Source organism: Pseudomonas rhizosphaerae (genome assembly GCF_000761155.1).
GTDB classification, from domain to species: Bacteria; Pseudomonadota; Gammaproteobacteria; order Pseudomonadales; family Pseudomonadaceae; genus Aquipseudomonas; species Aquipseudomonas rhizosphaerae.
In genome coordinates, this window is record NZ_CP009533.1 from 544,771 (window position 1) to 560,930 (window position 16,160).

Annotated in this window: 18 protein-coding genes; all 18 read left to right on the top strand. The window is 62.3% G+C overall.

Translation table 11 applies throughout. The annotated features are described in order from the left end of the window. Nucleotides 1–13 precede the first annotated feature (13 nt). The 18 genes from LT40_RS02430 to LT40_RS02515 all read left to right on the top strand — a co-directional run bounded on the left by LT40_RS02430 (nt 14) and on the right by LT40_RS02515 (nt 16,159). Complete coding sequence (locus LT40_RS02430; protein ID WP_043186048.1) at nt 14–331, top strand: STAS domain-containing protein; 318 nt, start codon at nt 14–16, stop codon at nt 329–331. Beyond that, complete coding sequence (locus LT40_RS02435) at nt 331–2,040, top strand: fused response regulator/phosphatase (RefSeq protein WP_043186050.1); 1,710 nt, start codon at nt 331–333, stop codon at nt 2,038–2,040. Before LT40_RS02430 ends, LT40_RS02435 begins: the two co-directional genes overlap by 1 nt. 24 nt (nt 2,041–2,064) lie before the next feature. Next, nucleotides 2,065–2,499, top strand: coding sequence for an Hpt domain-containing protein (locus LT40_RS02440; protein ID WP_337587996.1), 435 nt, complete (start codon nt 2,065–2,067; stop codon nt 2,497–2,499). 91 nt (nt 2,500–2,590) lie between these two features. After that, nucleotides 2,591–3,934, top strand: a complete 1,344-nt coding sequence (locus LT40_RS02445) for a flagellar hook-length control protein FliK (RefSeq protein ID WP_043186052.1) — start codon at nt 2,591–2,593, stop codon at nt 3,932–3,934. A 118-nt stretch (nt 3,935–4,052) separates the two neighbouring features. Then, on the top strand, nt 4,053–4,562 hold the full coding sequence (gene fliL / locus LT40_RS02450; protein ID WP_043186054.1) for a flagellar basal body-associated protein FliL: 510 nt from the start codon (nt 4,053–4,055) through the stop codon (nt 4,560–4,562). A gap of 9 nt (nt 4,563–4,571) precedes the next feature. Beyond that, nucleotides 4,572–5,540: a flagellar motor switch protein FliM gene (fliM, locus tag LT40_RS02455; RefSeq protein WP_043186057.1), complete on the top strand. Its 969-nt coding sequence runs from the start codon at nt 4,572–4,574 to the stop codon at nt 5,538–5,540. Between the two features lie 42 nt (nt 5,541–5,582). Then, entirely contained in the window at nt 5,583–6,053 is a 471-nt protein-coding gene (fliN, locus tag LT40_RS02460) for a flagellar motor switch protein FliN (protein WP_043186059.1), read from the top strand. Next, entirely contained in the window at nt 6,053–6,496 is a 444-nt protein-coding gene (fliO, locus tag LT40_RS02465; protein WP_043186060.1) for a flagellar biosynthetic protein FliO, read from the top strand. The genes fliN and fliO overlap by 1 nt, the downstream gene beginning before the upstream one ends. Then, nucleotides 6,496–7,248: a flagellar type III secretion system pore protein FliP gene (gene fliP, locus LT40_RS02470; protein ID WP_043186062.1), complete on the top strand. Its 753-nt coding sequence runs from the start codon at nt 6,496–6,498 to the stop codon at nt 7,246–7,248. Before fliO ends, fliP begins: the two co-directional genes overlap by 1 nt. 27 nt (nt 7,249–7,275) lie before the next feature. Further along, complete coding sequence (gene fliQ / locus LT40_RS02475; protein ID WP_043186065.1) at nt 7,276–7,545, top strand: flagellar biosynthesis protein FliQ; 270 nt, start codon at nt 7,276–7,278, stop codon at nt 7,543–7,545. Continuing rightward, nucleotides 7,545–8,330 (top strand): flagellar biosynthetic protein FliR, encoded by a 786-nt coding sequence (gene fliR / locus LT40_RS02480; RefSeq protein WP_043186066.1) that lies wholly within the window; start codon nt 7,545–7,547, stop codon nt 8,328–8,330. Before fliQ ends, fliR begins: the two co-directional genes overlap by 1 nt. A 3-nt stretch (nt 8,331–8,333) precedes the next feature. Further along, a complete protein-coding gene (flhB, locus tag LT40_RS02485) occupies nt 8,334–9,470 on the top strand; it encodes a flagellar biosynthesis protein FlhB (protein WP_043186069.1) in 1,137 nt (378 codons plus the stop codon). Nucleotides 9,471–9,697: 227 nt separating this feature from the next. Next, a complete protein-coding gene (gene flhA, locus LT40_RS02490) occupies nt 9,698–11,827 on the top strand; it encodes a flagellar biosynthesis protein FlhA (RefSeq protein ID WP_043193259.1) in 2,130 nt (709 codons plus the stop codon). Nucleotides 11,828–11,838: 11 nt separating this feature from the next. Next, nucleotides 11,839–13,158 carry a flagellar biosynthesis GTPase FlhF gene (flhF, locus tag LT40_RS02495; RefSeq protein WP_043186072.1) on the top strand — a complete coding sequence of 440 codons (1,320 nt, stop codon included), beginning with the start codon at nt 11,839–11,841 and terminating at the stop codon, nt 13,156–13,158. A gap of 118 nt (nt 13,159–13,276) precedes the next feature. Continuing rightward, nucleotides 13,277–14,110 carry a flagellar synthesis regulator FleN gene (fleN, locus tag LT40_RS02500; RefSeq protein WP_043186074.1) on the top strand — a complete coding sequence of 278 codons (834 nt, stop codon included), beginning with the start codon at nt 13,277–13,279 and terminating at the stop codon, nt 14,108–14,110. Beyond that, nucleotides 14,104–14,850: an RNA polymerase sigma factor FliA gene (gene fliA / locus LT40_RS02505; RefSeq protein ID WP_236690444.1), complete on the top strand. Its 747-nt coding sequence runs from the start codon at nt 14,104–14,106 to the stop codon at nt 14,848–14,850. The genes fleN and fliA overlap by 7 nt, the downstream gene beginning before the upstream one ends. 126 nt (nt 14,851–14,976) lie before the next feature. After that, nucleotides 14,977–15,351 (top strand): chemotaxis response regulator CheY, encoded by a 375-nt coding sequence (locus tag LT40_RS02510; protein ID WP_162473357.1) that lies wholly within the window; start codon nt 14,977–14,979, stop codon nt 15,349–15,351. 19 nt (nt 15,352–15,370) lie between these two features. Further along, nucleotides 15,371–16,159 carry a protein phosphatase CheZ gene (locus tag LT40_RS02515; protein WP_043186079.1) on the top strand — a complete coding sequence of 263 codons (789 nt, stop codon included), beginning with the start codon at nt 15,371–15,373 and terminating at the stop codon, nt 16,157–16,159. Nucleotide 16,160 lies beyond the last annotated feature (1 nt).

The window sequence follows — 16,160 nt, forward strand, 5'->3', positions numbered from 1 at the left end:
GGAGCATTACTACATGGCTGTAACTCAGAGTTCGGTAAGCCACAGTTTCGATGAAAAGGAAAACACGGCGTGCATTGCCATCAAGGGCCGTTTCGACTTCAGCCTGCACCAGCAATTTCGTGAAGCCTATGAAAGCGCAGGCACGCCGGGCAGCTATATCATCGACCTGAACAACACCACCTACATGGACAGCTCGGCACTGGGCATGCTGCTGTTGCTGCGCGACCACGCCGGCAGCGACAACGCCAACATCAAGTTGGTGAACATCTCCACCGATGTGCGCAAGATCCTGGCTATCTCTAATTTCGACAAGTTGTTCACGATCTCCTGATGCAGCCCGTCAACGAAGAATCGCTGACGGTTCTGATCGCCGACGACAACATGACCGACCGCATGCTGCTGTCCAGCATCGTGCGTCGGCAGGGGCACGCGGTGATTACCGCCAGCAACGGCCAGGAAGCCATCGAAGTGTTTCGCGAGCAGCGTCCGCAACTGGTGCTGCTCGATGCCATGATGCCGGTCTTGGACGGTTTCGAAGCGGCGCGCGAGATCAAGCGCCTGGCCGGCGAAGCGCTGGTGCCGATCATTTTCCTCACCTCGCTGACCGAGGAGCAGGCCCTGGTACGCTGCCTGGATGCGGGTGGCGACGACTTTCTGGCCAAACCCTACAACCAGGTAATCCTGGCTGCAAAGATCAAGGCCATGGATCGCCTGCGCCGCTTGCAGGCCACGGTGCTGGAGCAGCGCGACCAGATCACCCGTCACCACGACTACCTGATCAACGAGCAGCGCGTGGCCAAGGCGGTGTTCGACCAGATCGCCCATTCCGGCTGCCTCGACGCACCCAACGTGCGCTACCTGCAGTCGCCCTATGCGCTGTTCAACGGCGATCTGCTCCTGGCAGCCTATACGCCCTCGGGCGACATGCACGTATTGCTCGGCGACTTCACCGGCCATGGCTTGCCGGCGGCGGTCGGCGCGATGCCCCTGGCCGAGGTGTTCTATGGCATGACGGCGAAGGGCTATGGGCTGACCGAAATCCTTCGCGAGATGAACGCCAAGCTCAAGCGCATCCTGCCGGTCGACATGTTCTGCTGCGCCACCCTGCTGCGGCTCAGCTTCCAGCGTTGCACGGTGGAGGTCTGGAACGGTGGCATGCCCGATGGCTACCTGCATCGCCAGGACGGCTCGGAACGCGTTGCGCTGGTGTCGCGGCATCTGCCGCTGGGCGTGCTGCCGGCTACGCGCTTCGAAGACCGGACCGAAGTCTGGCCGATGGCGCCGGGGGATCGCTTGCTGCTGCTGTCCGATGGTGTCATCGAAACCAGTAACGCCCAGGATGAGTCGTTCGGGGTGGAGAGGCTCGAGCGAGTCTTCGACACGCACAAGGACCCCGAGTCACTGTTCGATGGCATCCTGCAGGCCCTGCATGATTTTCGCGGTGAGTCCCGCGACGACGTCAGCATGGTGCAATTGGCGTTGTTCGACGCCGAACGCCAACCGCCCGCGAGTTTGATCTATTCCGACAGCGGTCAATCCAGCCCACTCGACTGGTCGGCCATGTTCGAGTTTCGTGCCGACACCCTGCGCCGTTTCAATCCGCTGCCGTACATCCTGCAATTGTTGCAGGAGATTCATGGTCTGCGCTCGCAGAGCGGAGAACTCTATAGCGTGTTCGCGGAGTTATACTCCAACGCCTTGGAGCATGGGGTGCTGGAACTCGATTCCGCGCTCAAGCGCGATACCGCCGGTTTCGCCCACTACTACACACTGCGCAACCATCGGCTGGCGGCTTTGGAAGACGGCTACATACGCATACACTTGCAGGTGAGTCCGAAAGGCGCCGGCGGCCTTCTACGGATCGTCGTCGAAGACAGCGGCAAGGGCTTCGATCCGAAAAAGGTCCTGGCCAAGCCGCCCGATGTGCATGGGCTGTCGGGCCGCGGTGTCAACCTGGTTCGTCAACTCAGCCACAGCGCAGGATGGTCGGAAGACGGGCGCAGCGCCCACGTTGAATTTACCTGGGAGTCTCAAGCGTAATCGGCTTGATCAAGGAGCGAACAAGTGACTATCGAACAGGTGGCCGCCAGTGAATCGGCCAGTGATCCATCAACGGGTGAGCATTCAGCCGTTACCCAGACAGCAATCAACCAGTCAGAACGGCCCCATGTCGACCCCGCAGCCCTCATGGCCCTGGAGGACGTCATGGAGGATGAATATCCCCTGCTGCTCGATACCTTCCTGAACGACTCGCAACTGCGCCTGAACGAACTGCACCGATCCCGCGATCTGGTCGAGCTGGGCCATGCCGCCCACAGCTTCAAGGGCAGCAGCGGCAACATGGGCGCCTTGCGCCTGGCGCAGTTGTGCAGCGAGCTGGAGCAGTATTGCCGCCAAGGCACGCTGGAAGGGGTCGACGCGCATGTGCAGCGCATCGACGGCGAGTTCGCGCTGGTACTGGAGCTGTATGCCGAAGAGCGTGCGCGTTTTCCTCGTTAAGAGTCGGCAGTAACCACAGCTGTACGCCTGGCCCGATACTTGCTTCCTCCACGGCTATCAGCGTTAACGCCACCGTATCGGGGAGATCTTCATGGCCGTCGCTTCAAACCCTCTGTTGCTGCAACTGGGTGCTGCGGCACGCGCGGCATCCGCCTCCGGAGCAGCCAAGCCGTCTGCGGCGGACACTGATTCTTCGCCGCGTTTCGCCGATCTCTATGCGCGCCAGAGCCACGAAGTGGCGGTCAAGGCCAAGACCGAGCCCACGCCGGTGGCTGCCAGGGAAACCGCCATCGCACCTGTCCACAAGGGCGCCAGTGCCAACCCGGCGGTTGCCGATAGCGGCAAGAAGTTGCCAGCGGCCAAGGCTGACAAGCCGGAAAAGCTCGAAAAACCTGAAAAGGCGGACAAGCCCACTTCCAAGGACGCCGACAAGGTCGCTGATGCCGCCGACAAGGACGACGCATCGGTGACCGCCGCAGCCACACCTGTCGACCCTGCGACGGTGCCAGCTGCGGCCGATCCGGCTGCCAATCCGGCCGTCGTGCAGGCGCTGCCAGCGGCAGTGACCACGGCCAGCCTGGTCGATGTGGATACCGATGGCGCCGTCGAGGATTTCGACCCTGCCCAGGACGTGCTCGCCGATTTGCCGGCGTTACGCCTGGCGCTCGAGCAAACCGCCAAAAATAATGGCACCACCTCGGCACATGCCAGCCAAACGTCGCCGACCGATCCAGCGGCGGCCAATGAGCGTGGTGTCGAAGGCAATTTCGTCAACGGTCTGGCGGCCATGATGGGCAAAGAGCAGGCAGGTGAGGCAGGCGAGGGCGGTGAATCCGCGTTTGCCGGCTTGATCGACAGTGGCCTGAAGGATGCCGATGGGGCCGCCGGTGACACTCGCCTGGACAACTTTGCGGACCGTCTTCAAGCCCTGACCCAGGCCAGCACTGCCAAGACCGGCAGTGCGGCGCCGGTGGCCAGCCCATTGGGCCAGCCCCTGGCCATGCAGCAGTCGGGGTGGACCGAGGGCCTGGTCAACCGGGTCATGTACCTGTCCAGCCAGAACCTGAAGTCCGCTGACATCCAGCTGACACCCGCGGAACTGGGGCGCCTGGACATCCGCGTCGACATCACGCCCGACCAGCAGACCCAGGTAACGTTCTCCAGTGCCCACATCGGCGTGCGCGAGGCGCTGGAGAGCCAGCAGCATCGCCTCAAGGACATGTTCAACCAGCAGGGTATGGGGCAACTCGACGTCAACGTGTCTGACCAGTCTCGTCAGTCCCAGGGCGAGCAGCAGGCGCAGCAGAGCCGCCGCAGCACAGGCGAGCGCTCCGGCGCGGATGCGATCGATGGCGGCGAGCCCGCAGTGGCCTCTGCGCAGTCGGTGGCCGCGAGCACGGTGCTGGGCACCAGCGCGGTGGACTATTACGCCTGAACTGGCAGGGTGATCCCTGCCATGTGCCATACAGCCTTGCCAGAAGGTTTGTTGGCACAACCCTTGCTCCATCGTCGCCATGGGTACGCTTACCCCTCATTGGTGACGGATTATTGGCATGGCAAAGACCGAAGAAGCAAAAGAACCCGCAGCCAAGGAAGGCAAGGGCAAGCTCAAGCTGATCATTCTGGTGGTGGTGGGCCTGCTCCTGGCCGTTGGTCTGTCGGTCGGCGCAACCTGGTTCTTCATGCACAAGTCCGCCAGCGCGCCGGCCGAAGAAACCCCTGCCGCCGCTACTCATGCCAAACCTGCGGCGATCTACGAGCCACTGACGCCCGCCTTCGTGGTCAACTTCAAGCAGAACGGCCGTGACCGCTACATGCAGGTGAGCATCGTCCTGCAGGCGCGGGACAGGGCTGACATGGATGCCTTGAAGGTCCATACGCCGGTCATCCGCAACAACCTGGTGATGCTCTTCTCCGGACAGCCGTTCGAAACCCTGACCACGCCGATCGGCCAGGAAATGCTGCGCCAGAAGGCCACCGCCAGCGTTCAGGAAGTGGCGCAGAAAGAAGTGGGCAAGCCAGTCATCGACCAGGTGCTCTTCACTAACTTCGTATTGCAGTAGGAACAACTCATGGCCGTGCAGGACCTGCTGTCCCAGGACGAGATCGACGCGCTTCTGCATGGCGTCGATGATGGCCTGGTGCAAACCGAAGGCAATGGTGAACCTGGGGGCATCAGGAGCTACGACCTGACCACCCAGGATCGCATCGTGCGTGGGCGCATGCCGACGCTGGAAATGATCAACGAGCGTTTCGCTCGCTATACCCGTATCAGCATGTTCAACCTGTTGCGTCGCTCCGCCGATGTGGCGGTCGGTGGCGTTCAGGTAATGAAGTTCGGCGAGTACGTGCATTCGCTGTACGTGCCGACCAGTCTCAATCTGGTCAAGATCAAGCCACTGCGTGGCACCGGCCTGTTCATCCTCGATGCCAAGCTGGTGTTCAAGCTGGTCGACAATTTCTTCGGCGGCGACGGCCGCCACGCCAAGATCGAGGGCCGTGAATTCACGCCGACCGAACTGCGCGTGGTACGCATGGTGCTCGACCAGGCCTTCCTCGACATGAAGGAAGCCTGGCAGGCGATCATGGAAGTCAACTTCGAGTACATCAACTCGGAGGTCAACCCGGCCATGGCCAACATTGTCGGCCCCAGCGAGGCGGTGGTGGTCTCCACCTTCCACATCGAGCTCGATGGCGGCGGCGGCGACCTGCACGTGACCATGCCGTATTCGATGATCGAACCGGTGCGCGAGATGCTCGATGCCGGTTTTCAGTCCGACCTGGACGACCAGGACGAACGCTGGAGCAAGGCGCTGCGCGAAGACGTGCTGGACGTCAGCGTTCCGCTGAGCGCTACCGTGGCACGTCGCCAGTTGAAGCTGCGTGACATCCTGCACATGCAGCCCGGCGACGTGATTCCGGTGGAGCTGCCCGAGGAGCTGATCCTGCGCGCCAATGGCGTGCCCTCGTTCAAAGCCAAGCTCGGCTCGCACAAGGGCAACCTGGCTTTACAAGTAATCGAACCGATCGAGCGCCGCTGACCGGTTCAACCTGACGATTTAGATGCCCGCCGAGGACCACTGATGGCCGATCAAGACGAAACAATCTCCGCCGAAGACCAGGCTCTGGCCGATGAATGGGCTGCCGCTCTGGGCGAATCCGGGGATGCCGGGCAGGACGATATCGACGCGCTGCTGGCCGCCGATGCACGCGGTGGTTCCGGCTCTTCGCGCCTGCCCATGGAAGAGTTCGGCAGCTCGCCCAAATCGGGCAGCGGGCCGGTGACCCTCGATGGCCCGAACCTGGATGTGATCCTCGACATCCCGGTGACGATCTCCATGGAGGTCGGGGCCACCGATATCAGCATCCGTAACCTGCTGCAGCTCAACCAGGGTTCGGTGATCGAACTTGATCGCCTGGCCGGCGAGGCTCTGGACGTGCTGGTCAACGGCACGTTGATCGCCCACGGCGAAGTGGTGGTGGTCAACGAAAAGTTCGGCATTCGCCTGACCGACGTGATCAGCCCCAGCGAACGCATCAAGAAGCTGCGGTGATGGGCCGGTTCCTGTGGGCCTTGCTGCTGTTGCCCGTGGCGGTTCTGGCAGCGCCCGAAGCGGTTCCCGCTACCGCGCCGGTAGTGGCGTCCGGGGGCACCGGCGTGGCCGGTCAGTTGGTGCAGACCGTGCTGGGTCTTTTAGCGGTAGTGGCCTTGATTTTCGGCCTGGCCTGGCTGATGCGCCGCGTCCAGCAGGCCGCGCCGCGCCAGGGCCAGGTCATCGACGTGATCGGCGCCAAGGCGCTGGGTCCGCGTGACCGGCTGGTGCTGGTACAGGTGGGCGAAGAGCAGATCCTGCTGGGCGTAAGCCCGGGCCGCATCAGCGCCTTGCATGTGATGAACACCCCGGTCGAGCCACCCGACAGAACCACCCAGGCTACGCCCGAATTCGCCCAGCGCCTGATGGAACTGCTGGGCAAGGACCAGAAGGATAAGAAGTGATGGGTGCGTTGCGCATAGTCCTGCCGCTGACCCTGATGTTGGCGGCGCCCCTGGCGCTGGCCGCCGACCCGCTGCAGATACCGGCGCTGACCATGACCAGTGGCGCCAACGGGCAGCAGGAGTACTCGGTCAACCTGCAGATCCTGCTGATCATGACCGCGCTGAGTTTCATTCCGGCGTTCGTCATGTTGATGACCAGTTTCACGCGGATCATCATCGTGTTCTCCATCCTGCGCCAGGCCCTGGGCTTGCAGCAGACCCCGTCCAACCAGTTGCTGACCGGCATGGCGCTGTTCCTGACCATGTTCATCATGGCGCCGGTGTTCGACAAGGTGAACCAGCAGGCCCTGCAGCCCTACCTGAACGAGCAGCTCAGTGCCCAGGACGCGGTCGCCCGCGCTGAAGGCCCGATCAAGGACTTCATGCTGGCACAGACTCGACAGAGCGATCTGGAACTGTTCATGCGGCTGTCCAAACGCACCGACATCGCCAGCGCCGACCAGGCGCCGCTGACCATCCTGGTGCCGGCGTTCGTGACTTCCGAGCTGAAGACGGCGTTCCAGATCGGCTTCATGATCTTCATTCCTTTCCTGATCATCGACCTGGTAGTCGCCAGCGTGCTGATGGCCATGGGCATGATGATGCTCTCGCCGTTGATCATCTCGCTGCCGTTCAAGATCATGCTGTTCGTCCTGGTCGATGGCTGGGCGTTGATCATCGGGACCCTGGCAGGGAGTTTCGGTGGTGTCTGACCTTGCCTTGTCCAGGAGCCTGAACCCATGACCCCAGAAGTCGCCGTCGACCTGTTTCGCGAAGCGCTGTGGCTGACCACCGTGATGGTCGCGATCCTGGTTCTGCCGAGCCTGATCGTCGGCCTGATCATCGCCATGTTCCAGGCCGCCACGCAGATCAACGAACAGACCCTGAGCTTCCTTCCGCGCCTGCTGGTCATGCTGGTGACGCTGATCGTCATCGGGCCGTGGATGGTGCGCACCTTCATGGAATACATCACCACTTTGTATTCCAACATCCCGCAGGTGATCGGCTGATGCAGCCGCTGCTGCAACTGACCGACGCGCAGATCGGCGGCTGGGTCGCCAGTTTCATCCTGCCGCTGTTCCGCGTGGCGTCGATGCTGATGACCATGCCGATTTTCGGTACCCAGGTGATGCCGCAGCGGGTGCGGCTGTACGTTGCCGTGGCCATCACCGTGGTCATCGTGCCGGGTTTGCCGCCGGCGCCCACGGTCGATGCGATCAGCGTCCAGGCGCTGCTGCTGGTCGCCGAGCAGATCATCATCGGCGCGCTGTTCGGCTTCTCGCTGCAGTTCCTGTTTCAGGCCTTCGTCGTCGCCGGGCAGATCCTGGCGATCCAGATGGGCATGGCCTTCGCCTCCATGGTCGATCCCACCAACGGGGTGTCCGTGGCGGTGGTCGGCCAGTTCTTCAGCATGCTGGTGACCTTGGTGTTCCTGTCCATGAACGGCCATCTGGTGATCTTCGAGGTGCTGACCGAGAGTTTCACTACGCTGCCCATTGGCGGTGGCCTGTTGACTGCGCATTTCTGGGACGTGGTGCTGCGCATGGGCTGGGTGTTGAGCGCCGGCGTGCTGCTGGTGCTGCCTGCCATCACGGCCTTGCTGGTGGTCAACATCGCCTTCGGCGTGATGACCCGCGCCGCGCCGCAGCTGAATATCTTTTCCATCGGTTTCCCGCTGACCCTGGTGCTGGGGATGTTCATCCTCTGGGTCAGTTTGGGCGATATCCTCAACCAGTATCAGCCGCTGGCGACCAACGCCTTGCAGTGGCTGCGCGAATTGGCGCGAGCGGAGTAGGCAATGGCCGAAAGCGAAAGCGGTGCCGACAAGACAGAAGACCCCACGGACAAGCGCAAGAAAGACTCGCGCGAGAAGGGCGAGATCGCCCGTTCCAAGGAGCTCAACACCCTGGCGGTGATGGTCGCCGGGTGCGGCGCGCTGCTGGCGTTCGGCGGCCACCTGGCGCAGAGCCTGCTCGAACTGATGCGCAGCAACTTCACCTTGAGTCGCGAGGTGCTGCTCGACGAACGCTACATGGGCATCTTTCTGCTGCAGTCGGGCAAGGTGGCGATCCTGGCCACCCAGCCGATTCTGGTGACGATGCTGCTGGCGGCGTTGATCGGCCCGGTCGCGCTCGGCGGTTGGTTGTTCGCGGCCAGTTCCATGGCACCCAAGTTCAGCCGCATGAACCCGGCCGCCGGACTCAAGCGCATGTTCTCCATGCACGCGCTGACCGAGTTGCTGAAGGCGCTGGCCAAGTTCGCCATCATTCTCATCGTGGCCATCGTGGTGCTGGCCAAGGACCGTCCCGCCTTGCTGGCCATTGCCAACGAGCCACTGGAAATGGCGATCATCCACAGCGTGCAGCTGGTGGGGTGGAGCGCCCTGTGGATGTCGTGCGGGCTGGCGTTGATTGCCGCCGTGGACGTGCCGTTCCAGCTGTACAGCAGCAAGCAGAAGCTGATGATGACCAAGCAGGAGGTCAAGGACGAGCACAAGGATTCCGAAGGCCGGCCCGAGGTGAAGGGCCGGGTGCGCCAGTTGCAACGCGAGATGTCCCAGCGACGGATGATGACGGCCATTCCCGAGGCGGACGTGATCATCACTAACCCGACCCACTACGCAGTGGCGCTCAAATACGACCCGGAGAAAGGCAATGCGCCGGTGCTGCTGGCCAAGGGCTCGGACTTCATTGCCTTGAAGATTCGCGAGATCGGCAACGAGCACCGTATCCAGGTGCTGGAATCGCCGGCATTGGCGCGCTCGATCTTCTATTCCACGGAGATCGAGCAGCAGATTCCGGCAGGGTTGTACCTGGCGGTGGCCCAGGTGCTGGCTTATGTCTACCAGATTCGCCAATACCAGGCGGGGCGAGGCAAGCGGCCGGATCCGCTGCATGACCTGCCGATCCCACCGGATTTGCAGCGAGACAGCTAGTGCGTGTCGGACTTTTCGCGGCCGATGACCGCTCCCACAGATGCCCCCCTTGTGGGAGCGGTCATTGGCCGCGAAGGCTGCGCCTCCGATAGAAGGGATTTACTCCATCTCGGCAGCCCCCCAATAATCTTTAACCCCCTCCAACAAAAGTTGGACCCCTTCTTGCACTGCCCCCTGGCAGGACGCCTCGCGCGTCAAAAGTTCGCTTGGGGAAGTGGGGAATGCCGGTGGATCGCTCTCAATTAATCAACACCGCTCGTAGCAACATCGTTGGCCTGGGCCGCGGCAACCTCGGGGTGCCGCTGCTGTTGCTGGTGATGCTGGCGATGATGATGCTGCCGATCCCGGCACTGCTGCTCGACGTCTTCTTCACCTTCAACATCGCCTTGTCCATCGTCGTTCTGCTGGTGTGCGTCTACGCCATGCGGCCGCTGGATTTTGCCGTGTTCCCCACCATCCTGCTGGTGGCCACGCTGCTGCGCCTGGCACTCAACGTAGCGTCGACGCGGGTCATCATGCTCCACGGCCAGGAAGGTCACGCCGCTGCGGGCAAGGTGGTCCAGGCGTTCGGCGAAGTGGTGATCGGCGGTAACTACATCGTTGGTATCGTGGTGTTCGCCATCCTCATGATCATCAACTTCGTGGTGGTCACCAAGGGCGCCGGGCGCATCTCGGAAGTGAGCGCGCGTTTCACCCTGGATGCCATGCCCGGCAAGCAGATGGCCATCGACGCCGACCTCAACGCCGGCCTCATCGATCAGAACCAGGCCAAGGCCCGCCGCAGCGAAGTGGCCGCCGAAGCCGAGTTCTACGGTTCCATGGACGGTGCCAGCAAGTTCGTCCGCGGCGACGCCATCGCCGGTCTGCTGATTCTGTTCATCAACCTCATCGGCGGCATCCTGGTCGGGATGCTGCAGCACAACATGCCGTTCGCCGAGGCGGGCAAAGTCTATGCCCTGTTGACCATCGGTGATGGTCTGGTAGCGCAATTGCCCTCGCTGCTGCTCTCTACCGCAGCGGCGATCATGGTGACCCGCGCCTCGGGCTCCGAGGAAATGGGCAAGCAGATCCAGCGGCAGATGTTCGCTTCGCCCAAGGCGCTGGCCGTCTCTGGCGCGCTGATGGTCATCATGGGCCTGGTGCCCGGCATGCCCCACGTGGCCTTCATCACCCTGGGTGCCGTCGCCGGTGGCGCGGCCTACCTGCTGTGGAAAAAGCAGAACGACGTCAAGGAGCTGGCCCTGGCCGAAGTGCAGCGTCAACAGGAACTGCTGCCGTCGCCGACGCGCACCCAGGAAACCAAGGAGCTGGGCTGGGACGACGTGACGCCCATCGACATGATCGGCCTGGAAGTCGGCTATCGCCTGATTCCTCTGGTGGATCGCAACCAGGGTGGCCAACTCCTGGCGCGGATCAAGGGTGTACGCAAGAAGCTGTCCCAGGACCTGGGCTTCCTGATGCCCACCGTCCATATCCGCGACAACCTCGACCTGGCGCCCAGCGCCTATCGTTTGACGCTCATGGGGGTGATTCTCGCCGAAGCCGAGATCTACCCGGACCGAGAGCTGGCGATCAACCCTGGTCAGGTGTTCGGATCGCTCAACGGCATCACCGCCAAAGATCCGGCGTTTGGTCTGGACGCGGTGTGGATCGATGTCAACCTGCGCAGCCAGGCCCAGTCGCTGGGCTACACCGTGGTCGATGCCAGTACGGTAGTGGCCACGCACTTGAACCAGATCTTGCAGAAGCACGCCCACGAGTTGATCGGTCACGAAGAGGTCCAGCAATTGCTGCAAGTGCTGGCAAAAGGCTCGCCAAAGCTGGCTGAAGAGCTGGTTCCGGGTATCCTTTCGCTGTCTTCGCTGCTCAAGGTGTTGCAGGCGTTGCTGGCCGAACAGGTGCCTGTGCGGGATATCCGCAGCATCGCCGAAGCCATCGCCAACAATGGTCACCGGAGTCAAGATACCGCCGCTCTGGTTCAGGCGGTCAGGGTCGGTTTGTCCCGCGCAATCGTGCAAAGCATTGTAGGCATTGAGTCTGAGCTGCCAGTTATCACCTTGGAGCCAAGGTTGGAACAGATATTGCTCAATAGTCTGCAGAAGGCTGGTCAGGGTCAGGAAGAAGGCGTTTTGCTGGAACCGAGCATGGCGGAGAAGCTGCAACGATCCTTGATCGATGCGGCGCAGCGGCAGGAGATGCAGGGCCAACCGGTGATACTGCTGGTGGCCGGTCCGGTCCGCGCGATGCTCTCGCGCTTCGGGCGCCTGGCGATCCCCAACCTTCATGTACTGGCCTATCAGGAAATCCCTGATAACAAGCAAGTCACCATCGTTGCGACAGTAGGGCCCAACGGCTGAGGTAGTGGGTTATGCAAGTGAAGCGATTTTTCGCCGCCGACATGCGTCAGGCCATGAAATTGGTCCGCGATGAGCTGGGTGCCGACGCTGCCATCATTGGCAACCGTCGCATCGCTGGCGGCGTCGAGCTGACCGCTGCGCTGGACTACAAGCTGTCGGCCCTGGCGCCGCGCGTGCCCAACCTCGAGTTGGAAGAAGAGCTGCGCAAGACCCAGTCGCGCATCGTGTCTGCCCAGGCCGAGCTGAGCACCCGCGGCGAAACCGATGCGGCCACCAACCGTCAACTGGTTGCCGGCCTGCCGCTGACCGCCGCCGAGCCGCTGGTGGAACCGCGTCGCGAAGAGCCCGTGCGTGCCCAGGCCGCGCCGGCGCCACAGCCTGCCGTCGACCAGCGCCTGTTCGATTCCATGCGTTCGGAACTCAACGGCCTGCGTCAGCTGCTCGAAGTGCAGCTGGGCTCTCTGGCCTGGAGCCAACTGCAGGGCAGCAAGCCAGCGCAGGCCAATCTGTGGCGTCGCTTGCAGCGCATCGGCCTGTCCGGCCCGATCGCTCGCGAACTGTTGAACCTGACCAGTGAAATTCATGAGCCCCGGCAGGCATGGCGCATGCTGCTGGCGCACTTGGCGCGTATGATTCGCACGCCGGAAGTCGAACCGCTCGAAGAAGGCGGCGTGATCGCCATGGTCGGTCCTGCCGGCATGGGCAAGACCACCACCCTGGCCAAGCTGGCAGCGCGCTATGTGCTCAAGTACGGCTCCCAGAGCGTGGCGCTGGTGAGCATGGACAGTTTTCGCATCGGTGCCCAGGAGCAGCTCAAGACCCTGGGCCGTATTCTCAATGTTTCGGTGACTCAGGTCGATCCGGGCCAGTCATTGGTACAGGCGCTGGAACCCCTGCTGCGCAAGCGCGTGGTGTTGATCGACACCGCTGGCCTGCAAGCCAGCGATCCGGCACTGCGCATGCAGCTCGAGAGCCTGGCCGGGCGTGGGATCAACGCCCGCAACTACCTGGTGCTGGCAACCACCAGCCAGAAGCAGGTACTCACCGCGGCTTACCACAGTTACAAACGTTGCGGTCTGGCCGGGTGCATCCTGACCAAACTCGATGAAACGGCCTGTCTCGGCGAAGTGCTGAGCCTGGCCATCAGTCAGGAACTGCCGATTGCCTATCTCACCGATGGGCCGCGCATCCCCGACGACTTGCATTTGCCGCGCCGGCACCAGTTGGTCAGCCGCGCGGTCAGCGTGCAAATGCAAGAAGAGCCCAGCGAAGAGGCCATGGCCGATATGTTCGCAGGGCTCTACCACAGCCCCGACAAGCGAGTTGGCTGAGGTGAAGAACGTTAGGCAAGCACAATCTTCCTGCATCGTAGGGTTGCCAGGAAATACTCGAGCAATCGAACTGGCAGCCACTGGTGTGGCCTCGGTCTAGACAAGGTAAAGAACGAACATGGGCAGCATGCATCCCGTACAGGTGATCGCGGTGACCGGCGGCAAAGGTGGCGTCGGCAAGACTAATGTGTCAGTGAACTTGTCCCTGGCGTTGGCCGAGCTCGGCCGCCGGGTCATGTTGCTGGACGCCGACCTTGGCCTGGCCAACGTCGACGTGTTGTTGGGCCTGACCCCCAAGCGCACCCTGGCGGATGTGATCGAAGGCCGCTGCGAACTGCGCGACGTGATGTTGCAGGGCCCTGGCGGAATCCGCGTCGTGCCGGCGGCTTCCGGCACCCAGAGCATGGTCCACCTGACCCCGGCCCAGCATGCCGGTCTGATCCAGGCCTTCAGCGATGTGGGCGACAACCTCGACGTGCTGATCATCGACACGGCCGCCGGCATCGGCGATTCGGTGGTCAGCTTCGTCCGCGCGGCCCAGGAAGTCCTGCTGGTGGTGTGCGACGAGCCCACCTCGATCACTGACGCCTACGCCCTGATCAAGCTGCTCAACCGCGACTACGGCATGAACCGTTTCCGGGTCCTGGCCAACATGGCGCAGAGCCCTCAGGAAGGGCGCAACCTGTTCGCCAAGCTGACCAAGGTGACCGATCGCTTCCTCGACGTTGCCCTGCAGTACGTCGGCGCCGTGCCGTACGACGAGTCGGTGCGCAAGGCCGTACAGAAGCAGCGCGCCGTCTACGAGGCATTTCCCCGCTCCAAATGCTCGCTGGCCTTCAAGGCCATCGCGCAGAAGGTAGACACCTGGCCGTTGCCGGCCAATCCCCGCGGCCACCTGGAGTTCTTCGTCGAACGCCTGGTGCAGCAAACCAGTGCAGGGCCCGTATCATGAGCGCCAGCGGATACCGTATGTACAGCAAGGCGTCGCGCGACTCGCAGCAGCATCAGCTGATCGAGCAATACGCACCGCTGGTCAAGCGCATCGCCTATCACCTGCTGGCGCGACTGCCGGCCAGCGTGCAGGTGGAAGACCTGATCCAGGCCGGCATGATCGGCCTGCTGGAGGTCTCGACCAAATACGATTCGAGCAAGGGCGCCAGTTTCGAGACCTATGCCGGCATTCGTATCCGCGGCGCGATGCTCGACGAAGTGCGCAAGGGTGACTGGGCGCCGCGTTCGGTACACCGCAATACGCGCATGGTCAGCGACGCCATTCGACGAATTGAATCGAAAACCGGCCGCGACGCTAAAGATCACGAGATTGCGGCCGAACTCAATCTGAGTCTGGATGATTACTACGGGATCCTGAACGATACCCTGGGCAGTCGCTTGTTCAGTTTCGACGACCTGCTGCAGGACGGCGAGCACGAGGGCCTGCACGAAGACGGCGCCAGCGGTTCGCTGGAGCCTTCGCGGGATCTGGAGGACGAGCGCTTCCAGGGCGCGCTGGCCGAGGCCATCGCCAACCTGCCCGAGCGGGAAAAGCTGGTCTTGTCGCTGTATTACGACGAAGAGCTGAACCTCAAGGAAATCGGCGAGGTACTGGGTGTCAGCGAGTCGCGCGTCAGCCAGCTGCACAGCCAGTGCGCCGCGCGACTGCGCGGGCGCCTGGGGGAGTGGCGGGCACGCTGAAGTACTGGGTTTCCCAAGCGTTCGGGGCTGGTCTGCAGTGGTAGTGGATGTAATCGGATTCGATTGTTATGCACGTCCAGGGGCTGGGCGTGTTCAAGACTGCTGGAGGTCTAATTGGACAAGAACATGAAAATCCTCATCGTCGACGATTTCTCGACGATGCGGCGCATCATCAAGAATCTGCTGCGTGACCTGGGCTTCACCAACACCGCCGAGGCCGATGATGGCAACACGGCCTTGCCGATGCTGCTCAGCGGTAACTTCGATTTCCTCGTCACCGACTGGAACATGCCCGGCATGTCCGGCATCGACCTGCTGCGCCAGGTGCGTGCCGACGATCGCCTCAAGCACCTGCCGGTGCTCATGGTGACCGCCGAAGCCAAGCGCGAGCAGATCATCGAAGCCGCCCAGGCCGGGGTCAACGGGTATGTGGTCAAGCCTTTCACTGCGCAAGTGCTGAAAGAAAAAATCGAAAAGATTTTCGAGCGCGTCAATAGCTGAATTCTGCAACGGGGGCGCAATGGATCACAAACAAAGCACATTGGGGGACTTCGAGTCGACCCTGAAGAAACACGCCGTGGAGCTGGTGGACAGCCTTGAAAAAGGCCGGTTCGGTGAAGCGGTGCAATTGATCCACGAGCTGAACCAGACCCGCGACCGCGGCCTGTACCAGGAAGTGGGCAAGCTGACGCGCGAGCTGCACAGCGCCATCGTCAGTTTCCAGATCGATCCGAACATTCCCCAGGCCGAAGAAGTTTCGCAGATCACCGATGCGACCGAACGCTTGTCGTATGTGGTGCGCCTGACCGAGAGCGCGGCCAACCGGACGATGGACCTGGTCGAGCAGAGCACGCCGGTGCTCAACACCTTGAGTGCCGAGGCCAGCGCCTTGAGCGTCGACTGGCAGCGCTTCATGCGCCGTGAAGTGGCCGCCGACGAGTTTCGCGAACTGGCGCGCCGGGTCGACGGGTTTCTGACCCGCAGCGAGCAGGGCAATCGGGAAGTGGCCAGCCACCTGAACGATATTGTCCTGGCCCAGGACTACCAAGACCTCACCGGCCAGGTCATCAAGCGCGTCACTGCGCTGGTCACCGAAGTGGAGAGCAACCTGCTCAAACTGGTCCTGATGGCCAGCCAGGTTGATCGCTTCGCCGGCATCCAGCATGACCACGAACAGCTGCGTGCCGAAAAAGATCAAGAAAAACATCCCGCCAAGGGTGAAGGTCCGCAGATCCATGCCGATAAACGTGAAGACGTCGTATCCGGTCAGGACGATGTCGACGATCTGCTGTCCAGTCTGGGCTTCTAGG

Coding starts and splice junctions, on each gene's coding strand:
- LT40_RS02430 (WP_043186048.1), top strand. CDS start 14: ATGGCTGTAACTCAGAGTTCGGTAAGCCACAGTTTCGATGAAAAGGAA.
- LT40_RS02435 (WP_043186050.1), top strand. CDS start 331: ATGCAGCCCGTCAACGAAGAATCGCTGACGGTTCTGATCGCCGACGAC.
- LT40_RS02445 (WP_043186052.1), top strand. CDS start 2,591: ATGGCCGTCGCTTCAAACCCTCTGTTGCTGCAACTGGGTGCTGCGGCA.
- fliL (WP_043186054.1), top strand. CDS start 4,053: ATGGCAAAGACCGAAGAAGCAAAAGAACCCGCAGCCAAGGAAGGCAAG.
- fliM (WP_043186057.1), top strand. CDS start 4,572: ATGGCCGTGCAGGACCTGCTGTCCCAGGACGAGATCGACGCGCTTCTG.
- fliN (WP_043186059.1), top strand. CDS start 5,583: ATGGCCGATCAAGACGAAACAATCTCCGCCGAAGACCAGGCTCTGGCC.
- fliO (WP_043186060.1), top strand. CDS start 6,053: ATGGGCCGGTTCCTGTGGGCCTTGCTGCTGTTGCCCGTGGCGGTTCTG.
- fliP (WP_043186062.1), top strand. CDS start 6,496: ATGGGTGCGTTGCGCATAGTCCTGCCGCTGACCCTGATGTTGGCGGCG.
- fliQ (WP_043186065.1), top strand. CDS start 7,276: ATGACCCCAGAAGTCGCCGTCGACCTGTTTCGCGAAGCGCTGTGGCTG.
- fliR (WP_043186066.1), top strand. CDS start 7,545: ATGCAGCCGCTGCTGCAACTGACCGACGCGCAGATCGGCGGCTGGGTC.
- flhB (WP_043186069.1), top strand. CDS start 8,334: ATGGCCGAAAGCGAAAGCGGTGCCGACAAGACAGAAGACCCCACGGAC.
- flhF (WP_043186072.1), top strand. CDS start 11,839: ATGCAAGTGAAGCGATTTTTCGCCGCCGACATGCGTCAGGCCATGAAA.
- fleN (WP_043186074.1), top strand. CDS start 13,277: ATGGGCAGCATGCATCCCGTACAGGTGATCGCGGTGACCGGCGGCAAA.
- LT40_RS02510 (WP_162473357.1), top strand. CDS start 14,977: ATGAAAATCCTCATCGTCGACGATTTCTCGACGATGCGGCGCATCATC.
- LT40_RS02515 (WP_043186079.1), top strand. CDS start 15,371: ATGGATCACAAACAAAGCACATTGGGGGACTTCGAGTCGACCCTGAAG.